Origin of the sequence: Endozoicomonas sp. G2_1 (assembly GCF_017744155.1) — a bacterium.
Taxonomy (GTDB): Bacteria; Pseudomonadota; Gammaproteobacteria; order Enterobacterales; family Alteromonadaceae; genus JAGHQT01.
In genome coordinates this window covers 14,786-36,331 of record NZ_JAGHQT010000015.1, presented here as the reverse complement: position 1 = coordinate 36,331, position 21,546 = coordinate 14,786, and the positions used below count along the sequence as shown (strand labels likewise).

Below are 21,546 nucleotides of genomic sequence, written 5' to 3'. Positions count from 1 at the left end.
TCTCTCGGAAAAATCGCTGGCCATTTTAGCGAATAATATTGGCAGAAGCTATTACTCGCGTCGCTAGCGGTAAACATTACAATGACATTCGCTTGGCAAAAAACGAGAGAAAGACTGATATTCGCGACGATACTGCCGAGTTTCGGTAGTAAACCGCGTGGATTTCTTCTCTTGGGTTTGGCGACACAATACCGCCCGGTAGCAGTTCAACTAAACGGCCATTGGCAATATCCTCACTGACCATAAAATTCGACAAGGCCGCAATGCCATTGCCAGCAAGCACCAATTGCCGAATAGACTCACCATTACTGGCGAAAATACTCGGTTTAATGTTCGTCGCGTCACGCAGATGCCAATTATTGAGTTTAGCGTTGGCGACAAAACCAATTAGGTTGTGTTCACTTAGTTCTGCACTATTTTTAGGAGCTGAGTGTTGCGCCAAATAATCAGGGCTAGCCACCATCCGCAGCTTACTGTTGCCAAGCCTTTTCGCATATAAGTTTGAATCGCTGAGTTTACCAATACGGATAGCAACATCGGTTTTCTTTTCAATTAAGTCGACAATACTTTCGTTTGAAATCAACTCGATATTAATGTCGGGGTACTGCTTAGTAAAAGCTTGAATATGAGGAATAATTTGGTGGTATAAAAACGGACTTGCGGCATCAATTCTCAGCTTACCACGTGGCTCCCCTTTGAGGTTGTTTAGGGTTTCTTCGCCCTCGGTCAGTACCTGGATAGCTCGCTTGGCGTAGTTGAAAAAGACATGTCCTTCTTCGGTGAGTTCAACACGTCTAGTGGTTCGATTAAACAGCGTGATATCAAGCTCTTTTTCTAGTCGAGCAATGGCACGAGAAATCTTTGCCACTTGTTGATCAAGTATGGTGGCAGCCGCGCTAAAACTGCCACTGTCGACGACGGCAATAAAGTATTCAAGCTCTTGTGTCTTAGATTTAATCAAGCTTCATCCTAGTATTTTACGCGGTTAATCATAATTTCAGTGCTACAACTGACAATAACACTAGCTCGATTATATCTATTTTAACAAAAATATTTTGTTATTTATGCGGTTTTTGTCGTGCAGAGAAGTCTTGATAATAGCGCATCTTTTTAACTCACAGGAATTACAAGATGCCTTTAGCTCTATTTGCACTTACCTTAAGTGCTTTTGCCATTGGGACCACCGAGTTTGTGATTGTTGGTTTGGTACCAACTATTGCCGACGACTTGGCGGTTTCATTGCCGTCTGCTGGCTTACTCGTCAGCCTTTACGCGCTCGGTGTGGCGATTGGTGCCCCGGTATTAACCGCTCTCACCGGCCGCTGGAATAGAAAACTGGTTTTAATGACTTTAATGGCGCTATTTGTCGCCGGAAATTTATTGGCTTGGCAAGCGCCGGGGTATCATTCATTAATTGTCGCTCGAATACTGACCGGGCTTGCCCACGGTGTGTTCTTCTCGATTGGTTCAACAATTGCCACAGGTTTAGTGCCGAAAGACAAAGAAGCCAGTGCCATAGCCATTATGTTCACCGGGTTAACTGTCGCGCTAGTCACGGGTGTACCTTTAGGGACTTGGATTGGTCAAGAATTTGGTTGGCGAGCAACTTTTCTAACGGTTTCGTTGCTCGGTTTAATCGCGTTAATAGGCTCAACGCTGTTGGTTCCGTCAAATTTAAAACAAGCGGCGCCAGCCAAGTTCACTGAGCTAATCAAGGTGCTAACTCAACCTCGTCTACTGATTGTTTACAGCACGACCGCAGTTGGTTACGGTGGTACTTTTGTCGCATTTACTTATTTGGCACCTATTTTAGAAAACGTGTCTGGCTTTGCCTCTAGTTCAATTGGTCTAATCATGCTGGTTTACGGTGTTTCTGTTGCTATTGGTAACATTTGGGGTGGCAAACTTGCCGATAACTTAGGCCCAGTAAAAGCACTACAGATTATTTTCACTGCACTAGCTCTGGTGTTAGTTGCCTTTAGCTTTACTGCTAGTAATCCTGTTAGTGCGGTGCTTACCGTACTTATTTGGGGGGCATTTGCCTTTGGCAACGTCCCTGGCTTACAAGTTTATGTTGTACAGCTTGCTGAAAAATATACACCAAATGCGGTAGACGTTGCCTCAGGCTTAAACATTGCGGCATTTAACGTGGGGATTGCTATAGGGTCAATTGTCGGCGGTGTTGTGGTTGAAGATATGGCGCTACTCCATTTACCTTGGATTGGCGCACTAATTGTTGTACTAGCATTAGTATTAACGAGAATATCAGCCTATTTAGACAACCGTGATAAGCTAGGTACTAACGCCACACTTCTCCAATAAAAAGTCGATTAACACCCGTACTCGCTTCGCTTTTTGGGCATTTTTGTGAAAATAAACATAAAGTGGCGAGTATGGGTACCAATGAGGTTGCAAGACTGGTAACAGCTGGCCAGAGGCAAAGTAGTCTTGCACCATAGGTTCAACCATGCGGCCAATACCAAGGCCGGATAAAGCGCCGTCTAACATGATATCAGTGTCGTTAACGATTAGTGCTTTGGGCATATCAACGGTTAACGATTGGCCATTGTCGATTAACAGCAAAGGTGCCAATTGGTTTGAGGCGATAAATCGATACTGAACTAATTTGTGTGCGCTAAGTTCGATCGGGCTTTGTGGCGTGCCATACCGCTCAAAATAACGGGGCGATGCAAATAAGGCTTCTTTCATCGGCTCAGTTAAACGCCTTGCGATCATGCCTTCTTCCACTCGGTCACCAAAGCGAATGCCTAAGTCAAAACCCTCTTTTAAAATATCAATGGCTGCGTCCGATATCGATATTTCCAATTCTATCGAAGGGTAGCGCTGGCAAAATTCAAGATAAAACGGTTTCAACAAGTATTGATAAACAAACCTTGGCAGGGTTAAACGGACCTTACCTGAAGGTACTTTGCTTAAATCACTAACACGCTCAAAGGCAAAGTTTAAGTCGGTCATCGAGCTTTGTGTTTGCTCGTGCAATAACTTACCCGCCTCAGTTAATTCAATACGGCGTGTTGTTCGTGTAAAAAGCGGTAAACCAAGTTGCTCCTCTAAGGCTTTGAGCGCATTACTGACCGACGGCGAAGCAATTTCAAGCTTTTGAGCTGCTTTGGTGATACTGCCCTCACGAACAATGGTGTGAAACACAGTTAACTGATTAAACATAGTGCCATTCATAACAAAAGCCAAAAGGTATTTATGGGGTATTATTATGCAAAAACTAATAATTAATCTACAAATACCGCTTTTGCCATCTCATTTTAGTTTGCAAAGCGGGCAAATTTATCTCTATCAATTACCCCCAAAAGCAATATAATCAACTATATTGAGGGTTGAGCCAGATACTGACCAATGAAGTTAAACACAGATCGTTTGAACGCATTTTTTCAGGTAGGTATTGAAAGAAATTTTTGTAAAGCAGCTGACGTGCTTTGCATTACTCAGTCTGCACTTTCACAGCGCGTACTTAAACTCGAACAGGAGTTAGGTACCAACCTCCTGATACGCAACCCAGATGGTATTGCCCTCACAGAATCGGGCAAACTATTGTTTGATTATGTTCAAGATCTGGAGATTCGTGAACAAGAAGCCCTCAACCGTGTTACTGGTCAAAGTGCCATGGCCAATGGCATTATTCGCATTGGCGCCTTTAGCTCAGTAATGCGCTCAGTAGTGATGCCATCACTAATTCCACTGATTAATTCTCCTCATCAATTAAAAGCCGAGTTTTTGTCAAAAGAGCTAAGAGAACTGCCAGCGTTGCTGCTGTCGGGGGAAGTCGATTTTATTTTGACTTACGATCCAATTAAGGATCCCAGTATTGAGTCTTGTATCGTTGGCTATGAAACTCTCGTGCATATTCGCAATAGAAATGCAGAATTTCGCCAGTCACCACCATGCTTTTTAGATCACGATGTCCACGACATGACCACCTATGATTTTTTTGCCGAGCAAGGCATGCAAGACTTAGAGTTTGATCGCAGCTTTTACGACGATGTTTATGGTCTTATAGACGGCGTAAAAATGGGCTTTGGCGAGGCCGTTGCTTCAAAGCATATGGTTGTTGAAGGCGACTTAATAGAAATAGTTCACCATAAAAATAAGGTACAACTGGCCATAGTCTTAAGTTACGTCAAAAATAGATATGTTTCCGACTTACAAAAAAGAGTTATCGAGCATCTCCGCGATAATATGCCCCAATATCTTTAAAAAGTACAACGCCCCCTCTCTAAAACAAGCGCTGCTTCTGATGTTTTTTCATCAAGGCCTGACCAGCAAGCACATGATTTTTAAAGATTAAAGTTAAATTAATAGCGCTATTAAATTATATAATTTTACCCCACACCTGCGTTTCTTCTACCATGCACTGAGCTTAGTTAACGCGCCAACTTATTACTGAACCTTATTATCTCATTCGGTATTAACAACAGCGAAAAGTTAGCGCCAGTAGCTCAATAAAAAGATAGTCAAATACAATAAGGATTGGAGATATTACATGCAGGTAGTCAACACAAAGAATACAGTGAGCACATTGTTCGCCCTGTCGGCAATTAGCCTCGCGACCAGCGTATCGGCAGAGTCAGGCTATGTTACCGACAACATATTTCTCGATTTACGTTTAAATGTGCCAAACCCAGTTGTTGAGCTTAATATGCAAAACAACTCGGCAAGTACTAAGTTGAAAGACTTCACCATGGGGTATTCATCAGATGAAGTCACTTTTAGCGGTTTAACAGCTGTTAAGCAATGTGGCTATTCTAAGTACATCAGTTTTGGCGTTAGACGCAAGAGCTACATCGACAAGGAACACACTCAAGTATGGCTGGGAACGGGAGGCCAACCAGATATTGAATACTATCACCAATACGACCGCGGAGACTATTACGATGGCATTGCTTATCCTGCTGTCATCCCTGAAACTTGGCAGTTAAGAAACGCCAATAACCTAAATAGTTTGTCTATGATTGGCCGAGCGGCTGCGCCTTTTGACTTCAATATTCCAGTCGCTTCACTGCGCCATCCAAAGGGTGAAGCTACACCTGCAATTGATGGCGAAACTCTGTTTAATCAAGCCTTGCAACAACATATTGAAAATGGTGGTGATCGTCTTGAGTTCTTTAAACAAAATCACAGCTTTAGTATTGACGTACCACTCACGTTAGCAGCGTCTTGCTCAATTAAAGCGCCTGACTACATTTGGCCGTATGACCACGACTGGGATCCAACCACGCCGTTTTTCAGCTATTCTGAAGTTCCAGTAACAATTCGATATAACTATATTGGTGACCCAAAGCTCGAATATACGCCGAAAGTTGAACTTGGCGACGATGGCGGCATATTAAACCCGCTATTAATTGAAACGGCATCGATTAGCGTTGATCCTCCAATATCAACAGGCAAATGCCCGCGTAAAGTAACTGCGACGGCATCAATAGCATTAAACAATGCGTCAAACGTAACAAGAAAACTGCGCTATCGTTTTATTGAAAACGGCAAGCCGGTAACTAGCTGGAAACAAAAGTCATTTGTTAATACTGATCTAGTACTACTCACTCACAAAATTTCGATATTGCCCGCAAAATCAGAAGGTAAGGGATCACTTGCTAGCAACAATATACAAGCCATTGATAATGGTGGTTTACAAAGCCTAGGGAATAACCTAACGCTAAACCAAAAGCCTATTATCGCCGTTGAAGTGCAACTCGACGGTCAATCAAAAATGGTCAGTACACATTATAAAGCCTACTGCTCAGCGATAAAAACCACCTATTTATCACCAGATATCTTCGGCAGAAAAGTTGACTTAGTCTTACGGGGCGATTTAATCCTAGGTCAGACGATGGCACCTTGGGGCAGTACAATCGAACTCTCGCTAGATGATGCGTCAGCAATCACCGAACGCGGTTGCAGCTACCGATATGCGTACAATGTTTTCAATACTGAAACAGACAACGCCACCCAGTTCTCAACCAGTATCGCAGCAGGAGGCCTAATTAGGAAAAAGAATGACTTAGCAGGACTAAATGGCTACAGCTCAACCTTTGTTAACGGCTCGGTGACCTTACCAGCAGGTAAATACAGTATATTTGCTCAAGCTGACACTTTTGCTGAAGTAGACGAGACACTCGAAAACAACAACAAAGCTAAAATGAAGTTAATTGTGCCCAAGCAGTGTGGCGGCTCAATTAGACGATAAGGCTCAACAAAAATAAAACGATGCCACGCATCATAGACTTATATCTAAAGCTCTTTCTTTTGAAAGAGCTTTTTTATTGCGCCTAACATTTAGCAAATATCTGTAATCACAATAGTTACATTATTAGCTAAGGACTAATAATTATTTAGCTAATAAGCATCTAATTATTATCAATCTATTTTTCTACACTAGCCTTATTCCCGTTGCTAATAAAACTATCGAGTATCGACGTCAGCGACCTCAAACACGTTAGGAGTTTATCTATGTTAAAAAAATTAGCTTTATCATTACTCGGCGTGGCTTCTATTGCCTTGGTCAGTAATTCAATATTGGCAGATGATGCAAAAGCCATTAACCAAGAAAACCTGTGGCCAAAACCAGCTAACCCAGTTGCAAGTGGTTCTGAAAATAGTGCGGCATTAAAAGTAGTGCAAGGCTTCTTCGGTGCTTACGCAAAAGGTGACTTGGTGGCAATCAAACAATTTGTTGCTGAAGATGTTGAATGGCATATCCCCGGACGTCACAAACTTGCCGGCACTAAAAAAGGTATTGCTGAGTTCACTGAATTTTTCAGTCAGTTAGGCAAAGCAGGCTTTAAGGCAGAAGTAATGATTTTGGCAGCAAACGATACTTATGTCATCGATGCTCATCGCGGTTTTAGCAATACGGATGGCGAAAACATCGATATTAACTGGATACTGCTTTATCAGATTGAAAATGGAAAAATAAAACGCGTACAAAACTTTTCAGGCGACTTATATCGCTCAGACGCCTTCTTTAACAGCTTTTTTAACTAGGATTAATGATGACTAATATTCTCGTTGTCTCGGGTCACCCTAACCTTGCCGAATCAAATACTAATACGGTAATTATCGAGTCGCTTGAGCAGCAACTCGATAACCTCGAAGTGCGTAAGCTTCATCAACTTTACCCCGATTATCAAATCGATGTTGGCGCTGAGCAAGCGGCGCTGATCAAAGCAGATATTGTTGTTTTGCAGTTTCCATTTTATTGGTACTCAACGCCGGCATTGTTGAAAAAATGGTTAGACGATGTGTTTAGCTACAACTTTGCTTACGGTGCCAAAGGCGACAAACTAAAAGGTAAAGACTTAATTTTATCTTTTACCATCGGCGGGCCAAAAGACTCATATCAACCGCTTGGCTACAACCATTTCACTATTGAGCTGTTAATTTTACCATTGCAGCAAACCGCTTACTTGGCTGAAATGAACTTTGCCGCGCCTATTTACACTCATGGCATGGTCTATATTCCAGGGGTTTACAACGAGCTCGAAGACGTACAAAACTTAGCGCTAGATCACAGCCATCGCTTAATTGAACAAATTAACCAACTCGCTGGCTCTGCGGAGCAAAAAGTTGCTAAATTTGTCAACCAGTGGTTTGCCGATTTCGATGTACTAGCCGACGACGAAAATAAGTTTCTCGCTCATTTGAGTGACGATATTCGCATGGTAATGCCTGATGGTGAGTTTATTGGTCACGAAGGGTTCAGAGATTGGTACGCGATTGCCCGTGCGACTTTTAAACCAAACTGTGAACACATTGTTGAACAGCTAATTGTCACCGAAAATGACAAGCAAAATGCACCTGATGGTGTAACAAGCTGCGAAGCACAATTGCGCATAAGGTTAAAAGCCGATACCTACCCAGACTCAGCTCTCAAAGGCGAAAGCATTAATATGTTAGTTAACGAAACTTGGCAACTAACTCTTGATGACAGCGGCCATGTCACGATAAGTGACTATGTTGTAGAAGTGTTGAGTTAGTCTATACTCACGTCACCTTAAGCTAGCACACAGCAATTAACTCGGCACGGCAGTATACCGCCTGAGTAAATAGCCCATCAGCTAAAGCCGCGTAATGAATATTCATTACGCGGTTTTCTATTTTTTTTAAAGCTAAGCATAAAAGAACGAACATTACCCCACCAATATTATTAGGTAAAAACTAATAAAGCTTTAGCTAATAATCGTCTAATTTTTATCAATCTGCTTAGCTACACTTGTACTCGTTAAAAGATATTAGCTTCAAGACAAGCAAGAGAAATGAGGAAACAAGATGAAAACATTCACCGTAAATACCCGTGTTGGCGACTTAGCAGCAAACTTATACTTACCAGAGCAAGCTAATCAAACTGGCCAAAAGCCACCGGTTGTTATTGTTACTGGTGCTTGGACAACGGTGAAAGAGCAAATGCCAGCAGTTTATGCCAAAGCACTTGCTGAAAATGGCTTTGCCGCACTGACCTTTGATTTTCGCGGTTGGGGCGCGTCAGCCGACAGTATCCAATACTTAGAAGATCCGGCGAGAAAAACAGAAGATATTCGCGCCGTTATCACTGCAGTTAAATCACTAGCAGAGGTTGATTCAAGCAAAATTTTCGGTTTAGGCGTTTGTGCATCAGCCGGTTACATGCTCGACGCAGTTGCACAAAACACTGATGTTAGTGGTGCTGCATCAGTCGCACCTTGGTTACACAATCGCGAATTAGCGGATCAAATCTATGGCGGCGAAGCGAGTGTTAGTAACTTAATTGAATTGGGTGAAGAAGCTAAAGCGAGTAATGGCGTATTTATCGAAGCAGCAAGTGTCGAAAACGAAAACGCTTTAATGTATCAAGCCCCGTATTACACCGAACAAGGTCGCGGTTTAATTCCTGAGTACGACAATTTGTTTAACGTTGCCTCGTGGAAGCCTTGGTTAACATACGACGCAATTAGCCCTGCTAGCAATCAAGACAAACCTGTACTACTAGTTGCGTCTCAGGCTATGGCTTTACCTGCGGGGACCGAGCAATACCTTGCTAAAGCGAATACTAACGCCGACAACAACGTCTCTGTTTTATGGCTAGACGATGTCAGCCAGTTCGACTTCTACGATGTTGAACAACACGTTAACACCGCCACCAAAGCGGTTGCTGAGCACTTCAACGCTGTTTTAGCCAGCTAAGGATGTAATGTGCAAGCATTAAAATTTACAGACAAGTTTAAACAACTGGCCGCAGCCTTTTTAGTGCTGACAGCAGGAGTACCACATATGACGACACAAGCCCAAGATCAAGTGAATACACCGGAGCAAAGGCAAGTATTATCGTCCAATCAAACCCGTGACCAAATAACACGAAACATTAAGAGTTTTGCCAGTTTTGCCGACCAAAGTGCCTTTGAGTACTTGGGTGCACTTTTTAATCAACAAGTGACGGTTGATTATACCTCGGCCTTTGGTGGTGAGCCCGCCGTCGTTGATCGTGTCACACTGATGAAGCAGTGGGCTGGTTTGCTACCGGGTTTTGATTTGACCTATCACGATATCTCTAACATCAAGGTAAAAATTAGTGGTCTCGACGCTCGGGCAACGGCTGATATCACAGCCAGCCACTACTTAACAGAGACAAATGCTGAGGGCGATGTTACACAAGATTTTTGGCAGATTAGTGGCTACTACATCTTCAAGCTAAAGCGCGTTGAAGAGCAATGGTTAATTGAGTCGCTAACGCTCAAGCGTACTAACGAAAACGGCAGCCGAGAAGTATTGGCAAAAGCCGCAGCGTTAGCGCCGAAAAAACTTGCAGCTAAACAAGCGCAGTTAGTGGCGCTTTAATAAGCGCGTAGCTCATGCAACCGATGTTGACGTTATCTCACCCATAAATATGACCAAAGGTAGCGCTTAACTTATGTCTAACTTATGTCTTGTTTAATCAAAAAAATCGCACGGGCAAACTTTCTCGCCAGTGCGATTTGTCGCCCACATAGAGAGCAAACTATGTCTCAAACCAAAGTAGCACTGGTCACAGGTGCCAATCGAGGTATTGGCCTTGCCATCGCCAAGGGGCTGGCCAAACAAAACTACCACGTTTTAATGGGCTGTCGCGATATTAACGCAGCAGAGAAACTCGTTGATAAAACTGATGGCAAAATCACGCCAGTAACATTAGATTTATCAGATGCCGACGCTATAGCAACTTGCTTAAACGATATCGACCAACAATACCCCAAAATAGATGTTTTAGTTAACAATGCCGGTGTTTTAGAACGCGAGGAGTTAGATCAGCTAAGTCCAGAGCAATTGCAACAATCAATGCAAGTAAACGCGCTAGCGCCATTTGCTTTGATGCAGTTTTTTGCCCCTAAAATGGCTAAAAACCGCTTTGGCCGCATCGTTAATGTTTCATCTGGCTGGGGCGCAACGTCAGGTATGCTTGAAGGACCTGTTGCTTATGCTATCAGCAAATCCAGTCTCAACGTAATGACTCAAATTATCGCCAAACAGTACCGTAAATACCTCAAGGTAAATGCCATGTGTCCGGGCTGGGTAAGAACGCGAATGGGTGGTATGGCGGCTACTCGCTCACCAGAAAAAGGTGCAGAAACCGCAATTTGGTTAGCTGGCCTTAGCAACGACGGGCCAACTGGCGAGTTCTTTCGCGATAAAAAACAAATCGCTTGGTAGTTAGTGATAATTTTAAAGAAGGAGCTCAGCGAACTCGCCCATTTTATATTGTCAGGCACCGTATTCGCGAATTGCTAACGCAAGTAATCATATACCCAAGCCACTTCCCCCGATTACTTTACTTATTTGGAGGAATGGAATAAATGCCAACCGCATGAGCAACCGGGTTGTCATCACCATCTGAGTATAAAAAAACATCGCCAATGGCGAGTGTTTTACCGAGCTTAATCAGCTGACATTTGGCAATAATATCTTTGTCAGCGGCTGGTTTACGCAAAAAGTTAATGTTTAAATTAGTGGTTACTGCTAAGGCAACTAAACCTATTTCTGCCAAAATAGCGACGTAGAGTGCCGCGTCTGCCATAGCCATCAAGGTTGGTCCAGAAACCGTACCACCTGGGCGCAAATGATCATTGTTGATCAATTTGCGTAGCTGCGAGGATCTATCACCTGCAGATTCGATCTCAAAATTCGCTTGAGGAAATTCACGCTGAAAAAACGCCTTTAGTTCTTGCTTTGTTGCCACAAAATATCTCCTGTTATTGCGCTATATTTCATACAATATGCCCAAATAAAATTCTATAACCGGGCATAACAAACTAACCATATGGTCAAGTTTTATACCCATTGTTGGAATTTAGTTTAAAATGAGCAATTATCAAGCGACCATATATTTTCGCCTTTGAACATACTGTGTTAAACATAACGAATGCAGATGCTGATTGATTAATCACTCAAACTCGCGACTTGCTCCATTAATCTAACGGTATTTGATTTTGCTCAGACCAGTCTCTCAAGGCCTCTAAAATCGATAATGCGCTACGGCCGAACTCAGTTAGCTCATAAGTGACTGCAATTGGCCTTTGCTCAATGACCTCTCTTCGCACCATATTACGAGCTTCTAGTTCTTTGAGTCGCTGATCAATCATTTTTTTACTTGCGCCACCAAGTAGTCGACACAAATCATTAAAACGTACAGGCTCATCTTTTAAGTGATAGATAATCGAGCCAGTCCACTTGCCACCAATGAAGCGCATGCCTTTTTCTATCGCACAGGGTTCATGACAAACGTTAATAACTTTTTTTCTGCCATAACTATCTGTTTCTATTTTACTTTTCAAAAAAACACACCAATTAAAACCAGGTTACAAAAAGTATACTAGTTGATTGCAAAACTAAGGTAACTAAAATATACCACATGAACTGGCTCAAACAAATGACTGATCGAAGTTTTATTGGCCGAACAATCTACACAACTTAAAGAGACACTTATGAGCAACGTATTAATTATTAACGCACACCAGTATTACCCATTTTCTGAAGGCAAACTAAGCGCATCGTTAGTCGACCGAGCCGTCACCACTTTAAGCGCCAAAGGTCATCAAACTCGGGTCGTGACAATGAGTGAGCATATTGACGTTGAACAGGAACTGGTGAACCACCAATGGGCTGATATTATTATTGTTCAAGCACCGGTCAACTGGATGGGAATGCCTTGGTCATTCAAAAAATATATTGATGAAGTTTACACCGCGGGCATGGCTGGAGCCCTGTGTAATGGCGATGGCCGAACAACCGAAGCACCAACTGATAACTACGGTACTGGTGGAACAGCCCAAGGCAAAAAATACATGCTATCACTGACTTTTAACGCGCCAAAACAAGCCTTTGACAACTCGTCAGAATACTTGTTTCAAGGCAAAAGTGTCGATGATTTAATGTTTCCAATGCACATGAATTTTCGTTTCTTTGGTATCGAAGCATTGCCAACCTTCACCTGCTTTGACGTGATGAAAAATCCGAACATCGAAGATGATTTCGCGCGCTTTGAGCACCACCTCAACACTCACTTTTAGGAGAGCAACAATGACAGTTCAATACACAAACAAACTATTGGCGGGTGCTGAGTTCCCAATGATTAAAGTACCTTTATACGAAGGCGGCGAACGGGTGTTAGGGCATGTAGAGGAAGGCTTTGACTGGCAATTAGTGGTGATTTACCGCGGTCGACATTGTCCACTATGCACTAAATACTTAAACCAATTACAAGATTACAAAGCCCAACTCGCGGCACTTGGGGTTAGCATTATTGCAGTTTCAGGTGACAGTAAAGCCCAGCTGGAGCAACACATTCCCGAGCTAAAAATCGATTTACCGCTGGCTTACGGCTTAACAACCGACGATATGAAAATACTTGGCACCTACATATCAGATCCACGTTCAGCGCAAGAAACCGATCACCCTTTTGCCGAGCCAGCATTGTATGTGGTTAACGAACGCGGCACCGTACAAGTTGTCGATATCTCGAACAACCCTTTTGTTCGCCCTGATCTCGACAGCCTAGTTAACGGCTTAGCCTGGATTAAAAACCCAGACAATAACTATCCGATACGCGGTATGCATAGTTAATTGACGCAAACTAAAAAGCCCGATGTTTCAATAACAGCGGGCTTTTTAAGTTTTTAACCGAATAGGCGCAGTTAGAGACAGTTAGAGTACGCCGCGTTCCATTTGGTTGAGTTCGATAGACTTAAATAGCGCAGTGAAGTTACCTTCGCCAAAGCCTTTGTCGTCAACCCGCTGGATCATTTCGATAAAAATTGGACCAAAAATATTCTTGGTGAATATTTGTAGCAAGTAGCTATTTTCATTTTGGCTATCAACCAAAATTTGGTGCTCTCTAATGCGCTCTTTGTCTTCTTTAACCCAAGGTACTCGATCAAAAATATCATCGTAATACTCAGGCACAATATTCAAGGTATCAATAATTGATTTGTCGAGCTTGTCTAGCGAGCCGACCAAATCGTCGGTAATAAACGCTAAATGCTGAACACCAGGGCCATTGTATTCGTCAAGATATTCATCAATCTGGTTATTGTTAGTGCCTTTACCTTCGTTGATTGGAATCGAGAAAGTGCCACAAGGCGATTGCAACGCGTAAGACACTAGTGCCGTTTTCACACCTTTAATGTCGAAGTAACGCACTTCAGTGAAACCAAAGACATCTTTATAGAAGTTTGCCCACTTCTCCATAGTACCTTGATAAACGTTGTTGGTAAGGTGATCAACCGCTCTAAAACCTTTTTCTTCAACAACCACTGGCGTGCTGTGTTGCTCAAAATCGTCTTGATAAATACTACCTTTGTCACCGAATTTGTCGACAAAGTAAATTAAGCTATCGCCAATGCCGTAGATTGCAGGGTAAGGTAATTTGTTTGGTGCCTCTTGCGCAGATTTAGCACCGCGAGCTACAGCTTCTGCATAAGCATAAGCGGCGTTATCGACTCGCCATCCCATAGAGCAAATTGCCGGGCCATGTGCTTTAGCAAACTCACGAGAAAAGCCCGCTTGCTCGTTATTCAGTAAAAAATGGATATCGTTTTGGTTAAAGTAATCAATATCACGGCCTTTAAATTTTTTCGTTTTTGAAAAACCAAAACCGTAAAAAGCCTGCTCCATAAAATCACTGTCAGGGGTGGCGTATTCGGTGAACTCGATGCCACGTAAGTTCAGTGGATTTTTGTTATCGATTGCTGTTGTCATCTTGCTACTCGGCTTATTTCATTATTTTTCGATCAAAGTTTTCAGCATTAATTGGCGTTGAACCAAAATTGTTGTTAGCTGTACTTTACCCTTTGGGAACTAAGTATGCTTTCATTATTAAAAGGAAAAACTGAAAAAAGAAGAGTGCTCACGTGCGCGGTAATTTGGCGTATGTAAACTATCTGACACGAGATACTGAACGAAAAATGACAAACTTTTTGCAAGTTCTAGATAATTCAACCGCTACCGCTGTATAGAAAAAATTACACAAGAGTTTAACGGTCAAACCACTGACTTGAAGTGGCTCACTTACCCCAACAATTTATTGAGATAGCAATTGATAACATTTGGCTAATTGCCAAACAAAAGACATTAAAAAAAATTTGGGGATTACAAACAAAAACACCAGCCTGAGCTGGTGCTATACGAGCAGTATATTGCTCTAACGTCTACAAGACGCCAGAGCATAGTCGGCTAGTTAGCGCGACGAGGACGCTCGCGACGACGTGGACGCTCGGTCACCACTTGCGCTTCAGAAACCGAGATTTCCAATGCTTGACGACGAACGCGAACCGCTTTCAATTTCTTGAAAGTATCCGTTGGCATACCTTTAGGTAACTGCACGAAACTGTGACGTTCACACAAGTTAATTGCGCCAATGTAGCTGCTATCAAGTGAAATTTCGTTAGCAATTGCACCAACAATATCACCAGGCTTAGCGCCGTGCTCTTTACCTACTTCGATGCGATAGTTCTGCCAATCGACGTCGCTGCGGGCAACTTTTGGCTTGCGAGGACGATCACCGCGATCATTTCTGTCGTTGCGCACTCGACCTTGACGGTCATCACGGCCACGACGGTTATCGCGGTCGCGCATTTCACGGCGCGGTTTTGGATCTTCTTTCGGTTGTAGCGGTTGCTTTAACTGTTTTAAGTGCAATAAAGCAGCAGCTAAATCAGTGATTGACAACTCAGCATCAGCGGCCATGTTTTCAACGATTTCACGCATTGCCGTTAAGTCTTGCTGACCAATTAATTCAGCCAATTGATTTTGCGTACGTGCAACACGCGCTTTGCCAATTTCTTGAATGCTAGGCAGTTCAAACTGTTCAATAGTACCTGAGGTTAAACGCTCGTAGTGGCGCAATTGGTACATTTCTCTTGGGCGAACAAATGAGATAGACGTACCGCTGCGACCTGCACGGCCTGTGCGACCAATACGGTGAACGTATGACTCGTTGTCACCTGGTAAATCGTAGTTAACAACTAAGTCGATACGTGGAATATCTAAACCGCGAGCAACAACATCAGTCGCGATCAAAATTGATAATTTGCCATTTTTCAATTGGTCAACGGTGCGCTCGCGCTGAGCTTGGTTCATATCACCGTTAAGCGCAGCTGCTGGGTAACCTTGACGTTCTAAAAACTCAGCAACTTCAACCGTATCGTTACGGGTGCGCACGAAAATAATCATGGCATCGTAGTCAAACGTTTCAGCAATGCGCTCAATCGCAGTATTTTTGTTAATACCGCTCACTTTCCACGCGTATTGCTTGATGTTGGCTTTCGCTTTTTTAACCGCAGCAATTTTTACGTGCTCTGGCTCTTCTAAAAAGCGGTTAGCGACTTTGCGAATCGCTGGTGGCATAGTAGCCGAGAACAACGCCATTTGCGTTTCTGCTGGTAAATGCTCAAGAATCCACTCAATGTCTTCCAAAAAGCCCATGTTGAGCATTTCGTCGGCTTCATCTAAAGCACAAAAATTAACGTGGCTCAGGTTTAAGCTTTTGCGGCGTAAGTGGTCCATTAAGCGACCCGGCGTACCAACAACAACTTGAGCACCGCGCTCTAATTGAGCGAACTGTGGACCGTATGACTGGCCACCGTAAAGAGTTGCTACTTTTAAGCCTTTCATGAATTTGGCAAATTGCTCAATCGCTTCAGCAACTTGAATAGCCAATTCACGGGTTGGCGCTAATACAAGTAACTGTGGCTTGCGAACGCTAGTGTCAATATTGGCTAATGCCGGTAAACCGAAAGCGGCGGTTTTGCCGGTACCGGTTTGTGCTTCACCTAAAACGTCTTTACCTGCCAACAAATGTGGAATAGTTTGCGCTTGGATCGGTGTCGCCGATTCAAAACCCATGCTAGATAATGCAGATAATAAAGATTCAGGCAAGCCTAAAGCGTCAAAGCTCACAGGAGCAGTGCTGGTATTTGTCATATAATTTGTCTTCTCAAGGCAGGATGATCCTGCGTACATTTAGAGGAAACCACCAGGAAGACTTAAAGCTCTCAAGGTCTTGGCTATTTAGAAGAAAGTTAGCCGGTAAGTCTATGCGGCGGAATTAACCCCACTCATCACATTCAAGGACTTTTTTGTGTCGCTTGATTTGAGGCGCGCATCATACCGACTTAAATAGAATATGCAAGTAAAATTGTTGATTTTTAGTACAATAGTCGATTTAACCCATTAAAGTGTCATTTTGTTAACATTATTACTACATAACTCGACGATTTTGGCTAAGTTTAGCTAAAACAGATTTTATCGTTATCGCGGTTAAGGCAATTAAAAATAACGGCCTGAGACAACAGTAACTCAAAGAACATCGCTATATCGACTTTCTCGAACAATATCTACATAAAGTCCGACTTTGCTATATGGACTTTTCATGCCACTATTAAGATTATGAATTGTCTCCCTTTTAAACCAAACATCGCAAAACTAGTTGTGCTGTTATCGTCTTTATTCACGCTGTCACCACAATATGTTTATGCAACCTCTGAAACAGATAAATGGTCGCTAAAATCAGAAGCTAACCTTCGCTTCGACTACAACAGTGACCGAGGCTCTCGTTACCAATACCGGGTTCGTGCCTACCCAAGTTATCAAATCAGCGAAAATGTTGGCATCCATGGTTTTGTCACTACTGGTAATCGATTTGCTTCAAGCCACAATACAATTAACGCGAGTCAGAGTAACTATCTGTATTTGAGAAGGCTATTTGTCCGACAATCGGATCAGTATGGCAAAACAGAATTTGGTGTTATTCCAACATACAAGGGTCGAGTGTCGTCAACAGGCTTGTCAAAAGACGGTTGGATTGCCGGTTTGCGACGGGTAAACAAAGTTGCCAATGGTCAACTTGAGTTTGTCGTTGGTGAGCTTGACCGACTAAATCAACCAAGTGTCTTTAACTCGATTAATAAACTCAATTACTACGAGCTTGAATATTCGTTTGATTTAACTGCCGATTGGTCAGCTGAATTTAGCGCTGAGCGCTTGCTCGGTGGCAACTTTTTGCGCACTGAACTCAGGTACGAGCAACAAGAACAAGTTTATAGCGTCGAGTTTATTTATCGCCTCGATAACGATAACAGCAAAGTGGTGGCAAGCTGGCAACAAAATATTGAAATTTTCAATACGCCATTGGAGCTTTTTAGTGTCTACGCTCACGTCAGGCAAGGCTTTGGTCGCCGGGCGGAATTAACGGAAGACTTCCTCGAATTTGGCCACGCCGTGTCATTCGAATTAGAACCCCAAAATAACTTGGTATACGATCTTAAATGGTTTTCACGATTGGAGTTTTACGAGGGCCAGTCACGCTTTCTATTGGGGCTTAAAAGAAAGTTTTAATATCGCTCTGAAACAATAAGCTTTAGAACAAAAGTACACTAAGCTCTAAAGTGTGAGTAATCAGAATGAGCTAGTAATCAAGTTACTAGCTCAAAGTTTTAGATTGAAGTTAGTCGTTAACGGCGACTTGGCCTTTAACATCTTTAATGGTCACGCCGCCAGAGCCGTCTGAGATAATATTCAAACCACCAGCGCGTTTGACTTCGATACTGCCTGAGCCATCATCAATAGTCACGACTCCGCCAACATCGTGCACCGTTAAGCTACCTGAGCCATCTTCAATATCGGTATTACCTGATACTTGTGCAACTTCAATGCTGCCTGAACTATCGTCAATAGCAAGGTCGCCGTTAACCTCATTGATGTCGATACTGCCAGAGCCATCTTTGATATCGACGCTGTTGCCAACATTGGCAAGCTCGATTTTGCCAGAACCGTCGTTTATACGTACTTCACCAGAAACGTTAACCAACTCGATACTGCCAGAGCCATCGTCAATCGATACGGCATTATCGATGTCCCGTACGACAATTGCACCTGAACCATCTTCAATATCTAGCAGCAATTTTGCTGGCACATTCACCACAAGGTCAATGCGCGGTGATTGGCCTTGCCAGTTGCCCATGGTATCAATTCGAGAGATTAGCTCAGCCGCTTTCCCCTTTTTCTTTAAACTCAATTCAACCTTATGCTCAGCACCTTTCTCGTGATAGATATCTGCCTCTACTGTGATTTCATCAAGGCCAGTTTGTCCGTAAACCGATAAACTGCCGGCGCCAGCATCAATCATTAACTGATTCAGTGATTGAGTTGACAAGCTAAGAGACTGTTGGCTGTGCTGGTCGGCATAAGATGGATTGATCGCGATTACGCATCCTGTAGTTAACATTGCGGCAGCAGCGCCAATAAGCATGGTTTTATTCATGGTTAAATTCCCTAATTTTTATTTATATTCATTGTTTTGATTCAAGTGACAATGGGAGCTTCCTGCCCTCATTGTCATCAGATGAACCCTATTTGCACAAAAGTAATCAAAATCGATACCAAAAATAATTTTACATTATTATCAAATAGTTAACCTCAAAACGATTAAATGAGATTAACAGGCATGCGATAACAACACTAACTATTGGTAACTTTCACCAATAGTTAGTGTTGATTAAACAAAGAAAGGTTTAAAAGAAGAGGAAAATAAATGAACTAATCGCGTTATTCGTCGCTGCCATGCAATAAATCGGCGAAATGCGATAGCTTATCTAACGCCAAACCGTGAATAGACTTACGTGGGTAGCGACCCGTTTTGCTCATTTCTCCGGCATCAGTGGCCATTAACAAACTCAAAGCCTGATCAATATTGTCAACGGCGTAAATATGGAACTGCCCTTGCGCAACGGCATCGATCACTTCTGCATCGAGCATTAGGTTAATGACATTGGTTTTCGGGATAATAACCCCTTGCTGTCCAGTTAGGCCTTCGTCTTTACAGAGTTGATAAAAGCCTTCAATCTTTTCGTTAACACCGCCAATCGACTGTACTTCGCCGTGCTGATTAATCGAGCCCGTCATCGCCAGACCTTGCTCTATCGGCAAGTGAGTAATCGCTGAAATCAGGGCGCAAAGTTCGGCCATTGATGCGCTATCGCCATCGATATAACCGTAAGACTGCTCTATCGCTAAGTTGGCTGAAATTGACACTGGAAAATCTTGGCCATATTTGTGCCCTAAATAGCCCGTCAGTAACAATACCCCTTTTGAGTGAATTGCTTTACCAAGCTCAGCTTCGCGCTCAATATCAGTAACGCCATGACTACCGGCGTATACTGTCGCAGTAATTCGCGCTGGCGTGCCAAAAACACTGTCGCCAATTTCAAGCACAGTTAAACCATTGACTTTACCCACTTGCTTACCTTGGGTACTGATCAACACTTGCTGCTCTTTAATCTCGCTCAGCCAAGTTTCGCTAAGTCTGCCAGTACGACGCTGCTTGGCTGCCAACGCATCGAGAATATCGCTAGCGTGAATCATAGTAGACTGTTCAGCAGAGCTTTGTTCGAGGTGCGGCTCTTTAGTGGCTTTTTTTCTAACCAAATAAACGGCTTCGTCAAGTAAATCATTGACCTGAACAATATTGGCCGAAAGCTTGTTCTGATGCTCTGCACGGCGCAAAGCATAACGCACCAGCTCGGCAATCGCACAGTCGGCAATTTCGGGATAATCGAGTTTAGCCGCCCGCTGACGCATTAAATTAGCGTAAGCCAATAAGTTGTCGTTTTGATTGACTAAATAGCGGTCGAAGTCTGCTAAAACTCTGAATAGCTCAGTAAACTCTTGGTCGTACTCTTGCAGCGTGTAATAAAGCTCTGAGTCCCCCAGTAATACCACCTTTAATTGCAGCGGAATTTTTTCTGGCTGCAAGCTATACCAACTCGACTGACTGTGCTCAGCATAAGGGTTTTCCAAACTTATTTGCTGTGTTTTTAACGCTAATTTTAACCTCGACCACACCATAGGTTGGTTGAGTACTTTCTCGGCGTCGAGTAACAAGTAGCCGCCATTTGCGCGATGCAAAGCGCCCGGACGAATAAGGCGGTAGCTAGTATATGTAGCGCCTTGAAAGGTCGAAAAATCAACGTGGCCGAATAAATTCTGATAAGTCGGGTTTTGCTCGTAAACAACCGGCGCCCCTTGCTCTGCTTCACGTTCAAACAACAAGTTTGGCAAAAATCGTTCAACCATGAGTTTGCGCAAATCTTTGTCACTCGGATTTTCGCGATTTTCGCTGGCATCATCAGCAACTAAAGTCTCAAGCACTGCTTCTACAATATTTTCTTTAACTTGCTTAAGGTATTTAAGCACGCCTATGTTACTGGCGAATTCGTGTTCAAGCTCTTTTAACAAAGGTCTGATACTTTGCTCGGCGGTATCATTCTTTAACTTGCGCAGCTTATCTGAAGACTCTCGCTTCCATATCGGCAATTCCAACAACTGCTCAGCAAGGAGTTCTTCAAGTTTGACTAAAAGCTGATAAAAATCGCTACGCTTAGTTTCATCTAAGTTGGCAAACTCTTTATCGCTTAACGGTTTGCCGTCAACCACAGGGGTAAAACCGACCTCACCCGCTTCTTCGTATAACACAACATCGTGCTTGAGCGCGGTTTGCTCAACCAAAGCGATGGCTTCGTCGTATTTTCGATTAAACTCGCGATCAATTGCCGCTTTTTGACGTTGATAGCCCGGGTTGTCAAAAATCTCTGGAAACAAATCGAGTAGTTCATCAATAAAGGTATTAACGCGCTTGAGTAACAGCTTGCCGTCACCGGGGTTAAGGTAGAGCTTTATTGGCGCGTGACTATCTTCAAAGTTATTGATATAGCACCACTCTGGTGGTGTTTCTTGCTGTTGGGCATAATCAGTCAACATTTGTCTGATCAAGGTTTGTCGACCAGTGCCCTGTTCGCCCATGGCAAAAACATTGAAACCTTGAGCAGACATCGCCAAGCCAAATTCGAGCGCTTCTTTAGCGCGCTCATGGCCAATAATACTCTGTTGGTCTGAGGCTAACGTTGCTGTTGTTGCTGAGGAAAATAATTGTGGTGATAAATCAGCACTTAATTGCTCGGCTTTAAGTGCTAATTGCTCGACTAGATCTGTCATCTAATATCTCGTGGTTATTGCTTG

Annotated in this window: 19 protein-coding genes; 11 read left to right on the top strand and 8 right to left on the bottom strand. The window is 43.1% G+C overall.

Annotated elements, in window-relative coordinates:
* Window positions 1-76: 76 nt before the first annotated feature.
* On the bottom strand, window positions 77-961 hold the full coding sequence (locus tag J7384_RS14780) for a LysR family transcriptional regulator (protein WP_247741808.1): 885 nt from the start codon (window positions 959-961) through the stop codon (window positions 77-79).
* 170 nt (window positions 962-1,131) lie between these two features.
* Between J7384_RS14780 and J7384_RS14775 the strand changes: the two genes are divergently transcribed.
* On the top strand, window positions 1,132-2,322 hold the full coding sequence (locus J7384_RS14775; RefSeq protein ID WP_209115262.1) for an MFS transporter: 1,191 nt from the start codon (window positions 1,132-1,134) through the stop codon (window positions 2,320-2,322).
* Here J7384_RS14775 and J7384_RS14770 read toward each other — a convergent pair.
* The gene (locus J7384_RS14770; protein WP_209115261.1) at window positions 2,293-3,198 is read right to left on the bottom strand and encodes a LysR family transcriptional regulator; all 906 of its coding nucleotides are present in this window, start codon (window positions 3,196-3,198) and stop codon (window positions 2,293-2,295) included. The genes J7384_RS14775 and J7384_RS14770 overlap by 30 nt on opposite strands.
* Window positions 3,199-3,372: 174 nt before the next feature.
* On the opposite strand from J7384_RS14770, the gene J7384_RS14765 reads away from it, so the two are divergent.
* The 7 genes from J7384_RS14765 (at window position 3,373) to J7384_RS14735 (ending at window position 10,689) form a co-directional block, all read left to right on the top strand.
* Window positions 3,373-4,230, top strand: a complete 858-nt coding sequence (locus J7384_RS14765; RefSeq protein ID WP_209115260.1) for a LysR family transcriptional regulator — start codon at window positions 3,373-3,375, stop codon at window positions 4,228-4,230.
* 313 nt (window positions 4,231-4,543) lie between these two features.
* On the top strand, window positions 4,544-6,217 hold the full coding sequence (locus J7384_RS14760; RefSeq protein WP_209115258.1) for a CARDB domain-containing protein: 1,674 nt from the start codon (window positions 4,544-4,546) through the stop codon (window positions 6,215-6,217).
* Window positions 6,218-6,480: 263 nt separating this feature from the next.
* Window positions 6,481-7,014 carry a nuclear transport factor 2 family protein gene (locus J7384_RS14755; protein ID WP_209115256.1) on the top strand — a complete coding sequence of 178 codons (534 nt, stop codon included), beginning with the start codon at window positions 6,481-6,483 and terminating at the stop codon, window positions 7,012-7,014.
* Window positions 7,015-7,022: 8 nt separating this feature from the next.
* On the top strand, window positions 7,023-8,006 hold the full coding sequence (locus J7384_RS14750) for an NAD(P)H-dependent oxidoreductase (protein WP_209115255.1): 984 nt from the start codon (window positions 7,023-7,025) through the stop codon (window positions 8,004-8,006).
* 292 nt (window positions 8,007-8,298) lie between these two features.
* Window positions 8,299-9,189: an alpha/beta hydrolase gene (locus J7384_RS14745; protein WP_209115254.1), complete on the top strand. Its 891-nt coding sequence runs from the start codon at window positions 8,299-8,301 to the stop codon at window positions 9,187-9,189.
* Between the two features lie 9 nt (window positions 9,190-9,198).
* The gene (locus tag J7384_RS14740; protein WP_209115253.1) at window positions 9,199-9,840 is read left to right on the top strand and encodes a nuclear transport factor 2 family protein; all 642 of its coding nucleotides are present in this window, start codon (window positions 9,199-9,201) and stop codon (window positions 9,838-9,840) included.
* A gap of 162 nt (window positions 9,841-10,002) precedes the next feature.
* Window positions 10,003-10,689: an SDR family NAD(P)-dependent oxidoreductase gene (locus J7384_RS14735; protein ID WP_209115252.1), complete on the top strand. Its 687-nt coding sequence runs from the start codon at window positions 10,003-10,005 to the stop codon at window positions 10,687-10,689.
* 118 nt (window positions 10,690-10,807) lie between these two features.
* Here the strand turns inward: J7384_RS14735 and J7384_RS19450 are convergent, their stop codons facing one another.
* Window positions 10,808-11,215 (bottom strand): PaaI family thioesterase, encoded by a 408-nt coding sequence (locus J7384_RS19450; RefSeq protein WP_209115250.1) that lies wholly within the window; start codon window positions 11,213-11,215, stop codon window positions 10,808-10,810.
* A 229-nt stretch (window positions 11,216-11,444) separates the two neighbouring features.
* A complete protein-coding gene (locus J7384_RS14725) occupies window positions 11,445-11,810 on the bottom strand; it encodes a helix-turn-helix domain-containing protein (RefSeq protein ID WP_209115248.1) in 366 nt (121 codons plus the stop codon).
* A gap of 150 nt (window positions 11,811-11,960) precedes the next feature.
* Here J7384_RS14725 and J7384_RS14720 point away from each other — a divergent pair, with 150 nt between their 5' ends.
* Complete coding sequence (locus tag J7384_RS14720) at window positions 11,961-12,545, top strand: NAD(P)H-dependent oxidoreductase (protein WP_209115246.1); 585 nt, start codon at window positions 11,961-11,963, stop codon at window positions 12,543-12,545.
* Window positions 12,546-12,555: 10 nt separating this feature from the next.
* Entirely contained in the window at window positions 12,556-13,098 is a 543-nt protein-coding gene (locus tag J7384_RS14715; protein WP_209115244.1) for a redoxin domain-containing protein, read from the top strand.
* An 81-nt stretch (window positions 13,099-13,179) separates the two neighbouring features.
* On the opposite strand, the gene hppD is transcribed toward J7384_RS14715, so the two are convergent.
* Together hppD and J7384_RS14705 are read right to left on the bottom strand one after the other, a co-directional pair.
* The gene (gene hppD / locus J7384_RS14710) at window positions 13,180-14,232 is read right to left on the bottom strand and encodes a 4-hydroxyphenylpyruvate dioxygenase (RefSeq protein WP_209115242.1); all 1,053 of its coding nucleotides are present in this window, start codon (window positions 14,230-14,232) and stop codon (window positions 13,180-13,182) included.
* A gap of 474 nt (window positions 14,233-14,706) precedes the next feature.
* On the bottom strand, window positions 14,707-16,455 hold the full coding sequence (locus J7384_RS14705) for a DEAD/DEAH box helicase (RefSeq protein ID WP_209115240.1): 1,749 nt from the start codon (window positions 16,453-16,455) through the stop codon (window positions 14,707-14,709).
* Between the two features lie 507 nt (window positions 16,456-16,962).
* Here J7384_RS14705 and J7384_RS14700 point away from each other — a divergent pair.
* Window positions 16,963-17,868, top strand: coding sequence for a hypothetical protein (locus J7384_RS14700; RefSeq protein ID WP_209115238.1), 906 nt, complete (start codon window positions 16,963-16,965; stop codon window positions 17,866-17,868).
* 109 nt (window positions 17,869-17,977) lie between these two features.
* Here J7384_RS14700 and J7384_RS14695 read toward each other — a convergent pair whose 3' ends face one another.
* The gene (locus J7384_RS14695; protein WP_209115236.1) at window positions 17,978-18,793 is read right to left on the bottom strand and encodes a hypothetical protein; all 816 of its coding nucleotides are present in this window, start codon (window positions 18,791-18,793) and stop codon (window positions 17,978-17,980) included.
* A 284-nt stretch (window positions 18,794-19,077) separates the two neighbouring features.
* Window positions 19,078-21,522, bottom strand: a complete 2,445-nt coding sequence (locus J7384_RS14690; RefSeq protein WP_209115234.1) for an ATP-binding protein — start codon at window positions 21,520-21,522, stop codon at window positions 19,078-19,080.
* Window positions 21,523-21,546: the final 24 nt, after the last annotated feature.

What these genes read in the sequence shown, in the direction of transcription:
- J7384_RS14755 (WP_209115256.1), top strand. Translation starts at nt 6,481, where the DNA reads ATGTTAAAAAAATTAGCTTTATCATTACTCGGCGTGGCTTCTATTGCC.
- J7384_RS14720 (WP_209115246.1), top strand. Translation starts at nt 11,961, where the DNA reads ATGAGCAACGTATTAATTATTAACGCACACCAGTATTACCCATTTTCT.
- hppD (WP_209115242.1), bottom strand. Translation starts at nt 14,232, where the DNA reads ATGACAACAGCAATCGATAACAAAAATCCACTGAACTTACGTGGCATC.
- J7384_RS14735 (WP_209115252.1), top strand. Translation starts at nt 10,003, where the DNA reads ATGTCTCAAACCAAAGTAGCACTGGTCACAGGTGCCAATCGAGGTATT.
- J7384_RS14695 (WP_209115236.1), bottom strand. Translation starts at nt 18,793, where the DNA reads ATGAATAAAACCATGCTTATTGGCGCTGCTGCCGCAATGTTAACTACA.
- J7384_RS14715 (WP_209115244.1), top strand. Translation starts at nt 12,556, where the DNA reads ATGACAGTTCAATACACAAACAAACTATTGGCGGGTGCTGAGTTCCCA.
- J7384_RS14775 (WP_209115262.1), top strand. Translation starts at nt 1,132, where the DNA reads ATGCCTTTAGCTCTATTTGCACTTACCTTAAGTGCTTTTGCCATTGGG.
- J7384_RS14745 (WP_209115254.1), top strand. Translation starts at nt 8,299, where the DNA reads ATGAAAACATTCACCGTAAATACCCGTGTTGGCGACTTAGCAGCAAAC.
- J7384_RS14705 (WP_209115240.1), bottom strand. Translation starts at nt 16,455, where the DNA reads ATGACAAATACCAGCACTGCTCCTGTGAGCTTTGACGCTTTAGGCTTG.
- J7384_RS14690 (WP_209115234.1), bottom strand. Translation starts at nt 21,522, where the DNA reads ATGACAGATCTAGTCGAGCAATTAGCACTTAAAGCCGAGCAATTAAGT.
- J7384_RS14765 (WP_209115260.1), top strand. Translation starts at nt 3,373, where the DNA reads ATGAAGTTAAACACAGATCGTTTGAACGCATTTTTTCAGGTAGGTATT.
- J7384_RS14750 (WP_209115255.1), top strand. Translation starts at nt 7,023, where the DNA reads ATGACTAATATTCTCGTTGTCTCGGGTCACCCTAACCTTGCCGAATCA.
- J7384_RS14770 (WP_209115261.1), bottom strand. Translation starts at nt 3,198, where the DNA reads ATGAATGGCACTATGTTTAATCAGTTAACTGTGTTTCACACCATTGTT.